The organism is Planctobacterium sp. AWM4_229 (genome assembly GCF_056160305.1).
The window spans coordinates 304,264-320,617 of record NZ_JBSWWX010000004.1; the positions used below are offsets into that span (position 1 = coordinate 304,264).

15 protein-coding genes are annotated in these 16,354 nt (G+C 45.4%); 3 read left to right on the plus strand and 12 right to left on the minus strand.

All coding sequences use genetic code 11. The features are described 5' to 3' along the window. Positions 1-21: 21 nt before the first annotated feature. On the plus strand, positions 22-843 hold the full coding sequence (locus tag ACXAGP_RS10630) for an alpha/beta fold hydrolase (protein WP_475261307.1): 822 nt from the start codon (positions 22-24) through the stop codon (positions 841-843). Here ACXAGP_RS10630 and ACXAGP_RS10635 read toward each other — a convergent pair. The 11 genes from ACXAGP_RS10635 to ACXAGP_RS10685 all read right to left on the minus strand — a co-directional run bounded on the left by ACXAGP_RS10635 (position 836) and on the right by ACXAGP_RS10685 (position 12,592). Next, positions 836-1,906, minus strand: coding sequence for an acyltransferase family protein (locus tag ACXAGP_RS10635; protein ID WP_475261308.1), 1,071 nt, complete (start codon positions 1,904-1,906; stop codon positions 836-838). The genes ACXAGP_RS10630 and ACXAGP_RS10635 overlap by 8 nt on opposite strands. 24 nt (positions 1,907-1,930) lie before the next feature. Continuing rightward, positions 1,931-2,353, minus strand: a complete 423-nt coding sequence (locus ACXAGP_RS10640; protein ID WP_475261309.1) for a hypothetical protein — start codon at positions 2,351-2,353, stop codon at positions 1,931-1,933. 60 nt (positions 2,354-2,413) lie between these two features. After that, positions 2,414-3,262, minus strand: coding sequence for a glycosyltransferase family 2 protein (locus ACXAGP_RS10645; RefSeq protein WP_475261310.1), 849 nt, complete (start codon positions 3,260-3,262; stop codon positions 2,414-2,416). 33 nt (positions 3,263-3,295) lie between these two features. Continuing rightward, positions 3,296-4,219 (minus strand): glycosyltransferase family 2 protein, encoded by a 924-nt coding sequence (locus ACXAGP_RS10650; protein WP_475261311.1) that lies wholly within the window; start codon positions 4,217-4,219, stop codon positions 3,296-3,298. Further along, positions 4,176-5,321 (minus strand): polysaccharide pyruvyl transferase family protein, encoded by a 1,146-nt coding sequence (locus ACXAGP_RS10655; RefSeq protein WP_475261312.1) that lies wholly within the window; start codon positions 5,319-5,321, stop codon positions 4,176-4,178. The genes ACXAGP_RS10650 and ACXAGP_RS10655 overlap by 44 nt, the downstream gene beginning before the upstream one ends. Then, complete coding sequence (locus tag ACXAGP_RS10660; RefSeq protein ID WP_475261313.1) at positions 5,314-6,636, minus strand: O-antigen ligase family protein; 1,323 nt, start codon at positions 6,634-6,636, stop codon at positions 5,314-5,316. The genes ACXAGP_RS10655 and ACXAGP_RS10660 overlap by 8 nt, the downstream gene beginning before the upstream one ends. Further along, positions 6,591-7,982 (minus strand): GumC family protein, encoded by a 1,392-nt coding sequence (locus ACXAGP_RS10665; RefSeq protein WP_475261314.1) that lies wholly within the window; start codon positions 7,980-7,982, stop codon positions 6,591-6,593. Before ACXAGP_RS10665 ends, ACXAGP_RS10660 begins: the two co-directional genes overlap by 46 nt. 25 nt (positions 7,983-8,007) lie before the next feature. Continuing rightward, complete coding sequence (locus tag ACXAGP_RS10670; protein ID WP_475261315.1) at positions 8,008-9,282, minus strand: polysaccharide biosynthesis/export family protein; 1,275 nt, start codon at positions 9,280-9,282, stop codon at positions 8,008-8,010. A 377-nt stretch (positions 9,283-9,659) separates the two neighbouring features. Beyond that, positions 9,660-10,349 carry a sugar transferase gene (locus ACXAGP_RS10675; protein ID WP_475261317.1) on the minus strand — a complete coding sequence of 230 codons (690 nt, stop codon included), beginning with the start codon at positions 10,347-10,349 and terminating at the stop codon, positions 9,660-9,662. 4 nt (positions 10,350-10,353) lie between these two features. Further along, complete coding sequence (locus tag ACXAGP_RS10680) at positions 10,354-11,637, minus strand: WecB/TagA/CpsF family glycosyltransferase (protein WP_475261318.1); 1,284 nt, start codon at positions 11,635-11,637, stop codon at positions 10,354-10,356. A 202-nt stretch (positions 11,638-11,839) separates the two neighbouring features. After that, a complete protein-coding gene (locus ACXAGP_RS10685) occupies positions 11,840-12,592 on the minus strand; it encodes a hypothetical protein (RefSeq protein WP_475261319.1) in 753 nt (250 codons plus the stop codon). A gap of 272 nt (positions 12,593-12,864) precedes the next feature. On the opposite strand from ACXAGP_RS10685, the gene ACXAGP_RS10690 reads away from it, so the two are divergent. Both ACXAGP_RS10690 and ACXAGP_RS10695 read left to right on the plus strand, forming a co-directional pair. Continuing rightward, positions 12,865-14,490, plus strand: coding sequence for an LruC domain-containing protein (locus tag ACXAGP_RS10690; protein ID WP_475261320.1), 1,626 nt, complete (start codon positions 12,865-12,867; stop codon positions 14,488-14,490). Between the two features lie 9 nt (positions 14,491-14,499). After that, a complete protein-coding gene (locus ACXAGP_RS10695) occupies positions 14,500-14,979 on the plus strand; it encodes a hypothetical protein (RefSeq protein ID WP_475261321.1) in 480 nt (159 codons plus the stop codon). Between the two features lie 109 nt (positions 14,980-15,088). On the opposite strand, the gene ACXAGP_RS10700 is transcribed toward ACXAGP_RS10695, so the two are convergent. Further along, the gene (locus tag ACXAGP_RS10700; RefSeq protein ID WP_475261322.1) at positions 15,089-16,345 is read right to left on the minus strand and encodes a hypothetical protein; all 1,257 of its coding nucleotides are present in this window, start codon (positions 16,343-16,345) and stop codon (positions 15,089-15,091) included. Positions 16,346-16,354: the final 9 nt, after the last annotated feature.

Sequence of the window (16,354 nt, forward strand, 5' to 3'; positions counted from 1 at the left end):
CTTGTTATGGATGAATAGTAAATGCCGCAAATCAATGTGAATGGCGCCAACCTGTTTTATCAGGAAACAGGCGCAGGAAAGGAAACCATCGTATTTTCTCACGGTTTTCTGATGAACCACACTATGTTCGCCGGTCAGGTGGAACGACTTCAGGAAAGCTACCGCTGCATCAGCTTCGAACATCGTGGCCATGGCCAGAGTGAAGTTACATCATCAGGCTATGAACTGGATAATCTGGTAAGCGATGCGATTGCTTTGATAGAGCAGCTGGATTGTGGTCCGGTGCATTTTGTGGGTATGTCCACAGGTGGCTTTGTGGGGATGCGTATTGCCCTGCGTCGTCCTGATTTGCTGCATTCCTTGGTATTAATGAGCACGTCTGCAGAAGACGAACCGCAAGCAGCGCTGCAGAAAAATACTCTGCTGTTAAAAACCGTAAAAAACCTCGGCTGGTGGCCGGTGATTGGTAAAGTATTACCTATGATGTTTCACAAGAGTTTTTTGAAAACGACTGACAACAAAAAAGCGGTGAACTACTGGAAGCAAACTGTCACTGAACAGAATAAAAAAGCCATGGTGGCTTTTGGCGAAAGCATATTTAGTCGAGACAATGTATTGTCGCAATTACAGGACGTATCTTTGCCTGTTGCGGTCATCGTTGGGGAATTTGACGTCTTAACACCACCTGAGTGTTCGCAGCGCATGGCGGACACCATTCCCGGCGCGCGTCTTTTCACTATCAATGATGCAGGGCACAGCGCTGCAATTGAAAAGGCTGCTGAAGTGGCAGCAGCCATGCAACAGTTTTACAGGGATGCTTTTCCTGAGACAGACTCTATCTAACGGGATAGCTAGCTGCTCGAGGAAAAGCTTTAGCAAAAAGTTGGGTTGTGGATGGCAGATTCAACCTGTTTTGAATATGCACACACAGCACCGCGAACCCCATGACAAACAGCGCTTTTTGCAGGAAAGGTAACATGGTTCCATCAGGCGTACCCATTACTCCGGACCAGATAAACAGAGCAAGAATATGCCATAAGTACAACCACATCGAGTTGCTGGACAACCAGATGATCACCCGCTGTGATAGCGAGCTGTTCAATGAGCATGATGTCACCAGCAGGTATAGTAAATTGATGGCGAAAAACGCATAACTCAGGTAATACAAGGTGGGTGGGTACTTATACCCTTGCGTAGGCACAAATGCGCCCGTTTCATTGAACTTAAACAGGGCATACAGCACGAAAAGTAACAAAGATAGCAAGGCTGTGAATAATACCTGTCGGTTGCTTAAAGAGGGTAACCTGAAGGCATAACAATAAATTAAGCCATAGGGAATTAGGGTAAAGACTACCGAGTTAATGATGCTCCCCACTGAAGCCGAAAATAGATTTACCATTACCTCGTAGCTGAAATATGCCAATAACAACGCGGCAAAGTAGGCGTTATTACTGCGAATCCGGCGATTTAGATAAAGAGCGAATGGGGTGAGCAGCGCCAATGCCAGATATACTTTAAATACCCATACAAAACCAATTCCACCCATCAGCGCATAAGAGCCGACGATGTTTTTCAAGGTAAAAGGGAATTCGCTGTCCATTAATTGTGAGAACAGGTAATAGCCTGCAAAAAACAGGGTAAGAAAAAGCCAAACGGGGAACAGCAGGTTCTTGATGCGTTTGTGATAAAAGGAGCTGACATTCAGAGTTCGATTATGAAAGATAAGCGCGTAGGTCAGCCCGGAGCCCAGCACTAACAGCGGAGTTCCAAAATTACGCAACTGAAACAACCACTCTGGGGGATTAGAATGGGCAATAACAATGATCAACAAGCCTAACAGTCTGAGCAAATCATAGTTGAGATTACGCTGAGTATTGCCGGTCTGAGTCTGATGAACTGATTGCATTTCGAATCTCCTGTTAGCTATTGATTACTGCGACTTAAACCAGTCCCAGACACCCAATGAATAACCTTCGAATACATTGATACCCAACGCCGATTTCAACAGATAAACAGCTAACAGCCCCAGTAGCGCCAGACCCATCACAAAACTAATGGTAAACGCCAGTAAAACCAGCGCTGCCATGTATTGCTCTTGTTTTGATAAGGAACGACGGTTGCGGCCCACCAAAAACACCACATAGAAACTCCATGGTAAGAACGGAAACTTCAACGTCGGGCGAATGTCCACCGAGTGCAGTCGTCCACCACGGACACCAATCGCCTCGCGCAAACCAAAAAGCTGCTCAGTACTAAAACTACTGGCGATATTGTCGGGCATGCGTTTAAGCAGGCGTTGAATGGCGGGATCGTCACCCGGATGTTCAATGGAGGAGGCCACTGTCGCTGTCATAGGATTCTTCCTGTAAAAGGTTGGGCTGCTGCACAGCCCGTTACATCTTCTTTCGGCCGCTTAGCGGGTTTGGGGTATCGCAAACGACACGGCTTTATGCACCAGGTTAATGACGTTTTTAACGCGCCACTGGCACCAGTAGCGAAGCTCACTGGCAAAGTACTTAACCCGGTCAGACAGCGGAAACTGAAACACACCGTCATTGTTGTATACGAACATGTCATCGGCTTGTTTTAACCAGTTATCTGCCTTGCCATTTTTTAAATGGAAAAAGCTAAACGGGTTGTTGATGCGGATCTGATTTCTCGCCTTGATTTGCTCTGGTGTGCGCTGTGCATAATGGCGACAAATGGGGGCTTTATAATAAAAGCGTTTGCAAAATGGAGGTAAACGACCGGAAATGTTTTCAGACCATTCCTGCGACTGCTTGTTTTTGAAAAAGCGCGGCTCACGCCAGTTAATGCGATAGTAGCGACGACGCTCGGTAACAGGGAGTGACTTGTCTTCCTGCTCGTAACCCGCCATGTCTTTATCGGTGAAATAAAACTGGGCTTGCCACACTCTTAGCATGTCATAACCTCTGCGGTCTGCCTCAGACAATAGGGGCTTAGGATCTTCGGTTAGCATTTCATCGGCATCCAGGATGTACCACCAGTCGTCGTCTGTGTACTTGTGATGGAACATGTTGTACACCCGATTGCGTAGCTGGTTTTTAAACACTTCATCGCTGTGGGCGGCGATTTCAATTTGTTTGTGTAGTTGCGCCAGTTCCAGCACGGTTTCCCAAGTGCCGTCAGTGGAGCCATTGTCAAACACATAAATGCGGTGACAAAAGTTAATCGCGTTTAACAGCGTTTCGGCGATGACATCGCCTTCGTTTTTAACCATACAGATTGCATTAAGTTTCATGATCTTTACCTCTTTAATTCGGTTTGGCGCGAATTATTGCGCGACCAATGAATGTTGAATTTGTTTCAGATAACTCATCGTGAGCAGGCCCCACTTATGTTTCGCTTTAAGGTTGCAGCGGCGGTCCGAAAGTAGTGCTCGTGCGGTATCAAATCGGCCCTTGTAGATATTGAGCTTGGCCAGGTGACACAGGTGAGCAGCACTGTATTTATTAACGTGTTTCGCTACTGTCTCATGGTTTAACTGAGCCATTTGCGTTTTTAAACGTTCACTGAAAGGACATTCCTGCTCTGGTACCCAGGTGCTGGTGGCACTGTTTTCACTGTCTCTGCGGTACAGCAGGTGAATGTTAGGGCTGTAAGCAATCGGCCCATGCATTGCCGCTCGGGCAAAAAAGTCCTGGTCTTCACCAATGCGCTCTCCCGGTGGAAAGCCGCCAATGATGTCTACTAGTGACTTGTCTATCACTGCTGAAGAGATCATAAAGGGCAGATCACCTGACGCAGCGACTTCGAAATAGTTGTTCAGTAAGACACCTTCGGGATCAAGACCCGATAAATTAATTTTGGCATCCACATAATTTTCACCGTCGATACATTGATAGCGACTTGCAAAAAATTTGCATTGTGGGAATTTCGCAATAAGCAATTGCATTTCTTCCAGAAAGAAAGGCAACCAGGTATCGTCGGCATCCAGAAAGGCCACATAGGTGTTGCGGGCCGCTTTAATACCATTATTGCGCGCCACTGAAACACCTTGATTGGCCTGGTGGATAATGCGCACGCCCTCAATCTTAGCTTGTTCTACTACGGCGACGCCTTCATCGCTGGAGCCATCGTCGATGATGATAATTTCATCCGCGGGCACACTTTGCGCCTTAATAGATGCAATGGCATCCAGTATGTGATTTGCTTTATTGTAAAGCGGGATGACGACTGAAAAATTTAGGTTGTTCATCGTGCTTTCTCCAGTTTGCTTCTGAGCGTTCTGTTGCGGTTTCTACTGGCAATTGGGCCATTGGAAAACCTGTTTCTAACCCCTGTTCAATCACATTAAACAGTTGACGTTTTGAGAATCGGTTAGCGTTAAATTGCATCTTTTCCGGTAACCCAATTTGCTCACACCATTGTTCGCATTTTGGGTGATAATTCAGTGCGACACTGGGGGTTTTACTCATAAATGCAAAAACGTTGCCATGTAGGCGCATACTCACCATAACTTTAAAATGGGAGATAACTTGCATGACTTTTAGCGGGTTGCTGTTATAGGGAATTGTCGATACCGGGACCCGGCCACGCAGTTGTTCGCAAATCATATTTGTCAGTTGGCCATCACCCAACTGAGCATGGCCGTTGAAGTTAATCAGGGATATGCGCTGGCCAGTTCGACGCCAAATGGCCTCGATGACCTGGCTGAGATCACGAGCACGCTGCTCTTCTTCAAAGGGATCGGTATTGCCAAAAGCATCTTTTGCTACCGGGCAAACGTTAAATAACACCCCTTGGCGCGGCCCGTCATTTACCTTGAATTGCGGGTGGTTACACAAGGAAACCGCAAGGTCAAAGCTCAACCTCACGTTACAGTCCGGCGCAAGGGCTTTGGCAATATCGTAACTTTGCTGATCCCGCACACCTACGAAGCTCACTTCTTGCAGAAATTGCCTACAGGCTTGTTCTGCTTCGGTATTTTTAAACGGACCCAGACTCACACCCAGTGCTTGAGAGTGTTTGATACCGGCCAGTTTTATCAAGTGGCGTTTTTGATTGATGTCTGTGGCGTTGTGGAACACACTACCTCCACCAAATATCACCCGTTTGCTGGCTAGTGCATAGCGATATTGAATTAACCGATTCTGGCCGCGCCAGTTTTGCGTTTTGCGCAATGTCTTCGCAATTTGCAAATCATCACAAAGCTTAAAATCACGCATGCTAGACGCTGCAATTTTGTTACACCCTAAGTGTTTCTGTGCGCCGAAATGAGTGGCTAATAGCAGCGCATCATCGCCGCAATTTTGCATCCCGTAATAACCCACCAGATAGGCGTCGAGGTGTTTAAACATGCTGTACTCCTTGAGAATCGATATAAATAACTGTGTTTTCATTGCGCGCTTTTTGCGGCAAGGTATTCACTGGATTAAAAGCCATTCCTATCCACAGCAATGCGGGCCAATAAAGGTAGGAAAGGATCTCCAGGTTTTCAAAAAAGCTGTAACATACAAACACTGCAAGCAAGCACAGTGCCGTTTGTGCGACTTTTGAAACCTGGGAATAAATGAATAAATAAATGGCGCTAACACCCATAGGTATAGCAAGTGCTAGCAAACCCACAAGGCCCTTTACAAAAAGCAATCCGTACCAGCTGTGATGGGAGCCAATGGGCATGCCTTCCACCAGTTTAGGGCCTTTTTCTACAATGCCATGACCAAACCAAAATGCTTCTGATTCCCAGCGTTGTAAGGCAATGGAAGCCAGCGCTTCGCGCACTCGTGTAGAGGCTGGACGGGAGGCTTTCACTTGCTCGTAGGAATCCATTAAAAACTCGAACAAGGGTTGTCCCAAAATCAGAATGGCAGGAATTAAAAAGCCAGCGATGAATAAGAACCAAGGCTCTTTAAATTTGTCGGAAAAGATCACCATGGGCCACAAACAAATAAAGATGGCCCAGCCAGCGCGCGACTGACACAGCAAGCACATGGCGGTAACACCCATGATGCCGCGCATGCGCCATTTTTTATCTTTTTCCTGTAAGCACAATACCAGGTATAAACAGGCGAGCAGGCCCGCCGCAGGTGCCCAGGGTGCGAAAAACTGCCAGCGGCCAGCCCCGGTTTCCGGGTTCAGACCATATAAAGACACCATAAAGAATTTTGGACCGGGACCACCTACAGCCTGAAATGGAGAGATGAACAGCTCACCTGGCAGCTTGATCATGTAAGCCACAAAGGTGAACGATGCGAAAATAAAGGTGTGCCAGCCTACAATACAGGCACCCCTTGCCAATAATTCCGGACGTATTGGCAATACTGCGCCGAGAAAGATAAATAAACCGATTAACGCCCAGCCTTTGGCCCAGCCAATGGTGGATTTGATGGTTTTACCCGTACCTAAATCCCAATTGGCATGTCCGGCCCATAATGCGATCAACATGAAGAACATGGCAATCATCCATAACCAAGCCATCGCAGGCACTTGTTTGCTGTAATCTTGATTACCTGAGATGAACAGGCGAAGCAGGATCACACCGAGAATGAGGTAGCCTAGTACCGAGCCGGTAACATAAAGAGCACCGAAACAATAAACCGGATAGGTGCCCAAAAAACCGAACCAGATTAGTCTTTCTTCAGCAGTAACTGGATTAATGCTTTGCGTTGCCATATCACTATCAGTCCAAAAGTAATGAAAAACATGCCGAATAACGCCGCCGCAATCGCAATCATGGGATTAGGACTGGCTTTCAGCACAGGAAATGAAGGGGTGGTTAGCATCTGAATTACGGGATAGGATGCGAACACGTCTGCTTTACTGGCTTCCAATCTTGCTGCGGCGGAGGTATAAACTGCTTCAGCCAGATCAAATTCTTTTTCCAGTCTGTCCAATACCGCGGCCTCACGGGCATAGACTTTTAACTGGTCAGTCAAATGCAGGTGAGAGCGTTCCAGATCTTTTAACTCAGATTCCTTGCCTTGCTTTTTGGCAAACGCATCGATCAGATCAGCAAATAGTTCCGCTCGCTTTGGGTTGTTTTCTAAATGCAAGGTGGTGAACATGTCGGTCGCGTCAAGGCCAGACAATTCTGCTCCGCGTTTGATAAGAGATGCTTTGGCGACATTAACGCGACTCTGCTCTGCAATCACTTTCGGGTGAGCAACACCCCAACGAGAGCGGTATTCACTGAACTGCATGGTGGACTCGCTTAATTCTCGAATGAACCCACGAAACTCTGGATCAGATTGTAAAATTAACGCTTTGCCCGCTAGTCTGGGGGAAACTTGCAGATCCAGGCTCAGCTGTTGGATGTAGTCAGACAACTCAACCAACTGTGCTTGCACATACATTTTCTTTTCGTTGAGCTGCGCGACGGTGGTGATGAGCTTGTCCATCTGACTGCGGGATACCAATAACGCTCGCTGTTGAAAGTCGACAATTTCATTGCGTGCTGTGTTAGTTCTCAGACGATACTCACCCAGCACATTCTTGATGCTCAGGTCGCGTCTGGCCACTTCATCGGCACGCAGTTTGTCCAGCTCTTCCTGTAATGATTCATACAGGGCCCAGCCTTTTAATTGCGCCTGCTCTGAAGAGTTACCAATGATGGTGATGGCAATGATGGAAGTTTGCTGCGTTAACTTCACATTAGGCTTACCGAATTGTGCTGCTGTGATACCGACTTTTTCTGCTGCACGCTCAATAACGCCTCTACTGGATAACATTTCCTTGTAGTTCACCTGTGGGTTAAAACCACCTGAACCAAAAGGCGTAGAGGTTTGAGACGTCACTTGACCTACTTCATTCAGGCTTACCTGGTTGCTGGAACCCGTGCCGGGTAATACCAGATCCAACTCACTCTTGTATTTTGGTGACTGGCTCATGTACAGCGCCACTAACATCAGAATGAACGCATAACCCATGGCACCTGTTGTCATATATGGCCAGCGCAAGATGCGATAGACATGGCCTCTAAAGCGGTCCCAGCGAGTTGGAATTTTAATGGCGGTTCCCATAACTTACTCCTTACTTCCGTTTGCCTTAAAACAGGCGGAATGGTGCGGCGATTTGCAATACTGTGCTGGCGATATCCCGCAAGTTGGTAACAGATGAGTCATAACAGGCGACAGCGTCGTCCGGCATCAAATAGGGGTTGATGGCTTCGCGATTGCCAAAGCGCATAAGTTGTTCAACAGAGCGTTCAATCACCTGAGTTTCACCAGTGATAGGGTGCTTGCTGGCCAGCACGATTTTACGCGGCGCATTGGTCCACTGCTTACCACCTACGCAGTTTGCTGATACTGCTGCTTGTAACAGGCGTGTACCGTAAGGCAGGTTGGTGGCGTATTTGCTGATCCCAGCACCAGAGTTGCTGATAGCCGAATCGGTCAGGTTAGACATAAATACCCGGAAACCTTTGGGAGTGATTTGGCTCGGGCGAACCAGGTGCGCCTGGAAACAACCTGTACTAGGAATGATGATGCGATCACCGGCTACTAAGGGATAATCCTGAACTTCTTCACCAGTGAGGATACCGGTTAAATCCACTTCAATTTGCCAGCCTTTGCGGATCAAGATCACCTGGTCCAATTTGGCATCCGGTCTGATGCCACTGGCGGCGCGGATAGCTTCTGACAATAATCTTCTAGGCGAAAAGTCACCGTAGGTGGATATTTTTTCGTCCATCAGAGCGTTATATTGGCGTTGATTAATTAACACTCGGCCAGGCTGGAATACCGCACCAGAAACATTTACTTCAATGCCCGCCCAAATGATAACTTGTAAATTCACTAAAGCCGTTGCTGGTTGGAAGATTTCTGCGCGAATTAACTCCAGTTCAATTTCTTTGGCTACCTGCCAGGTGTTTTTACCAAAGGCGAAAATTGGCTTGATGAGCGGAATTTCGATATAGCCCGATGCATCCAATACATATTTGCCATTGAAGCCGTCGCCGTTGTCCATGATCAATTCAATCATATCGCCGGGGCTAAGTGGTGTACCGAATTCGCGAGCATCCTCCATACCATAGTGGTGGCTAACAACATTGCTGTTTAGCGACAAAGGACGATCTGCACGGTAATTCAAAGGTGCTGCATAGTCTTCACGAGCAATACACTCTTTGCTGGTAGCGAATAAGTGCTCAGGTGCTTCTTCGTGTAAAAAGTAAGTGCCATTCTCACCAGGCTGACCGTAAAAAGGATGGGCAACATTTTGTGGTTCAGTCAACGAGTGGTGTTGCGCACAGCCAGAAGTAAAAATGGTGGCTGCTGCTAACATGCCGCAGACAACTGATTTTGAGAATGGAAACTTTTTCATGGTGATTCCTGCTATCTAATTTAACTATCAGTAACTGAGCAGAAACCGTTCCAACTTTTATCTTATTGAAAATTATATGTTTTTTATTTTAAGTGACTAGGGTTTTCGCAATTTGCAATTGCAGAACAAGGTGTTTTTGCAAAATGGAATGGTGTGAGAAGGGGGTATTGTAGGTTCGGCTTTAGCCGGACAGCGGTGGTGGAATTTGAATTAGTTGTCCAGCTGGTCTTTTTTATGCTCCCTGCAAAAAAGACATTTACGCCATCCATGGCGCTCAAGCAGGACATAAAGGATGTGTAGGTTCGACTTTAGTCGGACAATGTAGAAAAATAAGTCCCAGCCCCGCTTCCGAGTACACTCGAACCTACAAGGCGCTGTTAATAAGCGCCTTTGGCTCCTAGTACTGCCGGGACAGTGGCGAACAGGATTTTCATGTCCAGCCAGATACTTTGCTGCTGGATGTAGTCCTTGTCGAACTGTAACTGCTGATCAAAATCGGTGTCGGCACGCCCGTTAACTTGCCACAAACCTGTTAAACCGGGTTTGCAGTACAAACGAGGCATGATGTTGCGATCATAGTTGTCATATTCTGTAGTCAGGTGAGGACGAGGACCAATTAACATCATGTCACCTTTTAGAACATTGAGCAGTTGTGGCAGTTCATCGATGCTATATTTGCGAATGAACTTACCTATGCGGGTAATACGCGGATCGTTATAGTATTTCTTACAAACCCCTTCACGATCGCTGTCACTCGGCTCAGGCTCACGATACTTCGGGTCGGTTTTTAAGTACATTGAGCGGAATTTATAGCAATGGAAGCGACGACCATTTTCGCCCACCCGAACCTGGGTAAAGAACACCGGACCTTGGCTCTCCATGCGAATGAATAACATGGTTAGTAGCAGTAACGGAGATATTACTAATAAACCTAAGGCTGCGGCTGATTGTTGTAAAATCACGGGTATGCCTTTGTGACCGAAACGCACTGCTTTGGGTTGTTGAGCTACATTTTGTGGCACCATGAACAGCATGGTAAACATACGATTTAAAGCTAAATTATTCATAGTGTTACTCCTGATTAGCTTGTTTTAAAACGAAAGTACGAAACATGAACTCCGGTACGCCAATGACGTAGCGGTTAAATTTAGTAACGGGTTCTTGCATTAAGCGCCATACCCACTCCAGCCCGGTTTCACGCATCCACAAGGGGGCGCGTGTGATCTCTCCGGAATAAAAGTCGAATAGTCCGCCGACAGCCAAAACGGATTCGCAATCTAATTTGGCGGCGTTATCAATCACCCAGGTTTCTTGTAGCGGTGAGCCTTGCGCCACCAACAACACATCGGTTTTACTGCTATTGATATGCTGGATGATGTCGTCGTTTTGCGAGTCGGAAAAGTAGCCGTGTTGTACACCGCTGATTTGCATTTGTGGCCAGATCTGTTTCAGATTGTTTGCCATTTTTTGGGCGATACCGGGTTTAGCCCCCAGTAAAAACAAGCGCTTATTTTGCTTGTTCATGGCCTTGCATAACAGGGGTAATACGTCGGTGCCATTAATGTTGTCCATCAACTTCAGTTGACGGGAGCGGGCAGCGACACGAATACCTGAGCCATCGCCAAATAAGCAGTCCGCTTTTTTCAAGGCTTCTTTAAATTCAGGATTTCGCTGGGCAAGATTCACTGAGTTGGCGTTTACAAAGAAACTGATTTTGGGACGCTGCAGATTCAGACTGCTGCGCTTAATACCGCGGAAGAATGTACCGTCAGTGAACCACGCAATCGCCTTTTCCATTTGGGTGTTATTAATGTTTAACCCGTACAACGGAAGGCGAGCCGGGCAGGCTAACTCATCACTGCGATAAAACACGGAGTTAAAAGCAAAGCGCACCAGCAGTCCCATTAGGTTGAGTGAGCTCATCGTCGCTTGCTTTTGATAAAGGCTATCGGGGCAGCTTACTGCTAAGCCACTGCGGCTGTGCAAGGCATGCAGACTTACCAGTGCTGAAGGCAGCTTGTTCAAGTCAATTCGAGATAGCGTTTCGTTGCTAACTCTGTGCTCACAAGTTGCTCCACAGAAATGTAATTCGCCTTTTAACACTTGCCACAACACTGGACTGGACTTGAAGACACCAAAACTAAAGTGTTTGAAAGTCACGCGGCGACCTAGCGCATCGATTTTATGTTGTTCCTTGATGGTGCTCTCGCCACGTAAGGCTGCCTGTACCAGATTTATTATCAATAAAGGTGCAACTGTCACGAGCGCAACGAGTGACAAACTGAATTCAGTAGCACGCAGTACCAGACCGATCTGTTTTATATTGCGTGTGGTTTGAGATTGCGTATTGCTCATAACCATTCTCCTGTTCAAACTTCGTATTGTGGTTAGCTTGAAAAGGATATTGCTTAAGCCGTGCCATTTTTTAAATAGTTGAAAATCATAGAAAATTTTATTTTTCTGTTGATGTTGCTTTGCAAATTGCAACGCTTTTTTCGATGGCTTTTTCAATTTGCATTTTTATTTTGAGAAATGAGATGTATGAGGTCGCAGACAACTAAAAAAATTGCGGATAGCTTTTCTGAGTACGGGTAAAAAGTGCCAACAGTGGCGATTTTGTATCAGCAAGAGGTTGGTTGTTGGAGTCTTGAGAGTGCAGCTTACTCATCGCCCTGGTAAATTTAGCCAGATATCGGTGAACCAGGTTATAGAGGTGGTGGTGTGGGGTTTGGTTACGCATAATACCGTGGTTAAAATGCCGTATGTGGTCTTCCAACTCAGGTTGCCAGGTGTTGTTCCATTTGAGAGGCAAGGTTGCAATGCAATCGCTGTTTTCGGCTGCCTGAATAATATAGCCATTTTCGCCCCAGCCCACTTGATGTGCTTTGGCTAAGGGTTGTCCTTTTGATGCAATCACCTCATCGATGAACTGTTTTGCTGGTTTTGTATTGCGCAACAAAATAACACCCGAGTTAAACCGACCTGTCTTCCCATTTGCCATGTAGATACTTTTGGATTCGTCTGCGTGTAAACGGATATCGGGTGCTTCTTGTTGTACATAGGCATCGGCATCAATAAACAACACCCATTGGTATCCCTTATTTAATGCCTCTCTGAGAAGGAGTAGCTTCAACCAACAACATTCAATGCCCATCGACGAAAATCTCGGACGAGACACGCAAACGTACTCAGCATTAATTTTGTGTGCGTATTCGCGATGGCTATTAATGCAGTGGCGATATAACCACTGATAGCCATTAAGTGCGATGGAAAACACCAACATCTCTTTTTGTTCGGTGGCATGTTGCATAATGCACGATCTCCGAAACGCAAGTTAATTTCATCAAGGTAAAGCACTAAATGGGCCAGGTGTTCTTGCAAAGACTTTTAAAGGCATCAAGACTGCTGTAATAGCAAATTACTGCGTCAAATTGCGAAAAATCCCCGTTTTGCGATGCGAAATGCAAAAACCATCTCTATCAAATTGTATAAAAATCACATAAAACTTTGAATTTAATAAGATAATTCTGGTTGGCACGGTCCTCGCTCTGTTTGCTTCAGAAAACAACTGGAGAATCAGAGATGCGAAAATCCACCGCAATGTTTATCGCTACCATGATGTTGGGCTCCCTCATCACATCTATGCCGCGTGCCTCAGAAATGGTGAACGGGGTTTATCAATGGCAGTTCTTATCTGGTCAGGCTTGGCCGGGCGGGTACAACCAAAATACCGGAAAACCACAAAATATGATTTGGGCGCGAGAAGAGTACTCATCTGAATTCTTTCAGCGTATCAACAACGCATTGCCGGAGTCCAAAATAAACAAAGCCTTTTTAACTGATGATTCTGGCTCGACTATCTCCTTGACTGAAACGGCCGAGGTTTACGTAACCTTCCTGCATGAAGGGGCAGGATACAAAAATGCGTTCGGTTTTTTCAGCTATCCCACGGGTAATCCGCCAACAAGAAAAGAGGATGTGGACGTAACCATTGTATTTCCTAACCTTTCTTATCCCCACATGGCAACGGGGCATAGAGTCAACATAGGTGAGTTTACTGCTGGTACCACAATTGGCTTTTTTATCGCAGCCAATGGTTACTCCTGGTGGACAGGGGTAAAGGATCGCCGCATTCCTTATTATTATTCACTTAGCGGTCTCAACCCTGAGCACACTGCTGAACTACGTCAACATGTGGTATTGCTTTACGATGAAGAAGTGCAGGAAGTTATCATGGGCTTTGAGGATTTACCACGCACCTGGGGGGACAATGACTTCAATGATGCTGTATTTAGCGTGAAAGCTACGCCAAGCACTGCCATTCAAAAAGAGACATTGGTGTCGATGCCCAAGGTGAATGATAGCGACGCAGATGGTGTTGCCGACGAGCAAGACGAGTTTCCCAATGATTATCGCAAGGCTTACAGTAGCTATTATCCAAATCAAAATGATTGGGTAACTTTAGCCTATGAAGACAACTGGCCGAAACTGGGTGATTACGATATGAATGATCTGGTCATTCGTGAACGCCTGCAAACCATATACAGTGCACAAGGCGGGATTTCTGGACTTAAAATCAGCGGCTTTATCGATGCCAGAGGGGCGTCTAATGCCAACGGGTTTGCACTGCGTTTAATGAACGTTGTACCTGACGCGGTGAAGTCTGCCAGCCTGAGTATTGCCGGTGAACAGTTCGACAAATTTACCGAAGAATATCAAACGAATGCCGTGATCCAACTGTGGCGTAATTCGACTTTGTATACTCAAACCGGTGAAGCCAGCGGCCAATGTTCTCACTTTAACACTCATCTGCACTGTGAGAAGTTTCCTCCTGTGCCCTTTAGTTTTGAGGTGAACTTCCACGACGACTTAAGTCAACTTCTGCATGCTGATTTGGATTTCTTTATCTTCCGCAGTAATAAACGTGGCCACGAAATCCATTTCGCAGGTTACGGTCCTACGGACCTCGCTGATCCCTACTTGTTTGGCACTCATGCGGATGATTCAGACCCTGCTCAGCAGCGCTATTACAAAAACGCGCAAAACTTACCCTGGGGATTAAAGCTCAACAGTGATTGGCAATATCCTCGAGAGTACATAGACGTTCTGTGGGCCTATCCTGACTATCAAGATTGGGTAGAGTCATCAGGGCAACTTAAGCCAGATTGGTACCTGGTGCCCGGTCGTCAAACTCATGTGTTTCAATAGGAGTCTGTTATGAAAACTCAAAAGCAAATATTTTCTCTGTTACTAACTGGCTCTTTAGCGATGAGTGTTGTGATGCAGCACGCGCAAGCAAAAGCGGAAGTGCTGCAGTCCTCCGTTGCTGCTAAATCGCAAACCAGTAAAACCGCCGGAAGCTCCAAAGACCTTGTGGTTAGTTCAGATTTTGATTTTAAAACATCGCAGCAAGTCATGTTAGATATCACGGTAACCAATGATTTAAAGCAACCGGAAGCGGGGATTTTACTCAAGGTGTTTGCAGTGGAGAATCCCAAAATGTTGCAGGGTGTAAAACGTCCCCTGAAAGTGACTTTGCTGACCGTGCTGCGCACCGATAGCAATGGCACAGTGCAACGCAAGATTGAGATCCCTGCCCATTATCGCGACCTTCAGATAGAGAAACTCACGCTCTCTCATAACAATGTCAAAGACATCACCTACAAAGGCCAGGACAGGATTGTGCTCAGCCTCTGATTTGGGTGTTACCTGGGGTGGCCCGCCTTTGGCGGGCTTTTTTGTTTTAGTTTGTGAAACTCTTCTAATTGAACTCATACCACTGTCAAAATAATCAAGTGATTGTCCGTTAAAATGATCTTAAATCTTGGGGCTTATTACAATTTGTTCCTTCGAATATTGACTGGTGTTTTACTCCCCAAGTATAAAGAGCTTCACAACCTCCAAAACTTTCTAAAATATTTATTGCATTTTCTTTGGCTTCGGTAGCGTTGGTTTCAACATAAAGAAATGCCTCAATATTTATTAAGGTTCTTTTGAAGGCTAGAACTCCACCAATCTTGTAATAATATTCACTTTGATTTGTTGGATTAGTTCCTATCTCTATGGCTTTCAAAATCGCTTTTCTGGCTTCTTTCAAATAGAACGATTCACCAGTCGAGTCTGATTTTATTAGGTATAGCTTTGCAATGTGGTGAAAATACCACATTGCAAAATCTGAATTAAAATTTGATATTGAGGTATTTGCTTCGTTGAATTTTTCTATTACTGGGTCAATACTATTTTGAATAAAGCTTCCATTTGGTCCAGCTGCTTGCCCCCTTACCATGTTGCTCCACGCTCCAATAATGTCGTAAATTATGGGAAATATAGCTTGTAACTCACGATATATTACTTTTTCAGAGTTACCCGTCAAATCATCAGGATAGTCACTATTCGGACTTTTTGACAATAGCATCTGTTTAGCGCTAATGGTTGATTTTGTTAATAAATCCAAAGGTGTTGGTGCAGAGTAAAACATTTCAGACGTTGATGGAAAATAGTGAACTAAAAATTGTCCCTCCTCATTTTTTTCAATGCCAGCACACATCTTGAGCCCACAGTTAAGCTTAAATAACTTCCTGTAGCTAGTGCCTTGTTTGATATTTAAAGTGCCATTCAACTTAGAGAAGTCAGAAACTTTTAGTCGGGCAAATTCCTTTTTGGAATAGTCTTGGCCAAGTGTTTCAAGGTGAAAAAAATATGAAAAAATAAGAAGTAATATGAAAATCATTAAGGATGAATTTACAATAATTCTGAATGTATTCCGAGAAGGTTTTGTTTTGTATAAATTGACCAGCTCAATGAAAGTGTTGTGTCGAACAATTATCACATATATCGTCATTGAAATAATTAATAAAGCAACTAAAAGATATATATTATTGAAAGCGTAACCCATGACTAATACGAATCCGTTGTATATGTGTTGGTTTGTACTTTTTTCCAATAAATGCGGATCCAATCCGAGTATTGAATAATATCCATGTAGGAATGAAATGCTGGATGTATATAGTACCGCTGTTATGATGGCTAGAACAATTGCACTGTCGACTAGTTTGTTAAACATTTAATTAAT

Excerpts from the sequence above, each read along its gene's own strand:
- ACXAGP_RS10630 (WP_475261307.1), top strand. The coding sequence starts at position 22 with ATGCCGCAAATCAATGTGAATGGCGCCAACCTGTTTTATCAGGAAACA.
- ACXAGP_RS10635 (WP_475261308.1), bottom strand. The coding sequence starts at position 1,906 with ATGCAATCAGTTCATCAGACTCAGACCGGCAATACTCAGCGTAATCTC.
- ACXAGP_RS10640 (WP_475261309.1), bottom strand. The coding sequence starts at position 2,353 with ATGACAGCGACAGTGGCCTCCTCCATTGAACATCCGGGTGACGATCCC.
- ACXAGP_RS10645 (WP_475261310.1), bottom strand. The coding sequence starts at position 3,262 with ATGAAACTTAATGCAATCTGTATGGTTAAAAACGAAGGCGATGTCATC.
- ACXAGP_RS10650 (WP_475261311.1), bottom strand. The coding sequence starts at position 4,219 with ATGAACAACCTAAATTTTTCAGTCGTCATCCCGCTTTACAATAAAGCA.
- ACXAGP_RS10655 (WP_475261312.1), bottom strand. The coding sequence starts at position 5,321 with ATGTTTAAACACCTCGACGCCTATCTGGTGGGTTATTACGGGATGCAA.
- ACXAGP_RS10660 (WP_475261313.1), bottom strand. The coding sequence starts at position 6,636 with ATGGCAACGCAAAGCATTAATCCAGTTACTGCTGAAGAAAGACTAATC.
- ACXAGP_RS10665 (WP_475261314.1), bottom strand. The coding sequence starts at position 7,982 with ATGGGAACCGCCATTAAAATTCCAACTCGCTGGGACCGCTTTAGAGGC.
- ACXAGP_RS10670 (WP_475261315.1), bottom strand. The coding sequence starts at position 9,282 with ATGAAAAAGTTTCCATTCTCAAAATCAGTTGTCTGCGGCATGTTAGCA.
- ACXAGP_RS10675 (WP_475261317.1), bottom strand. The coding sequence starts at position 10,349 with ATGAATAATTTAGCTTTAAATCGTATGTTTACCATGCTGTTCATGGTG.
- ACXAGP_RS10680 (WP_475261318.1), bottom strand. The coding sequence starts at position 11,637 with ATGAGCAATACGCAATCTCAAACCACACGCAATATAAAACAGATCGGT.
- ACXAGP_RS10685 (WP_475261319.1), bottom strand. The coding sequence starts at position 12,592 with ATGCAACATGCCACCGAACAAAAAGAGATGTTGGTGTTTTCCATCGCA.
- ACXAGP_RS10690 (WP_475261320.1), top strand. The coding sequence starts at position 12,865 with ATGCGAAAATCCACCGCAATGTTTATCGCTACCATGATGTTGGGCTCC.
- ACXAGP_RS10695 (WP_475261321.1), top strand. The coding sequence starts at position 14,500 with ATGAAAACTCAAAAGCAAATATTTTCTCTGTTACTAACTGGCTCTTTA.
- ACXAGP_RS10700 (WP_475261322.1), bottom strand. The coding sequence starts at position 16,345 with ATGTTTAACAAACTAGTCGACAGTGCAATTGTTCTAGCCATCATAACA.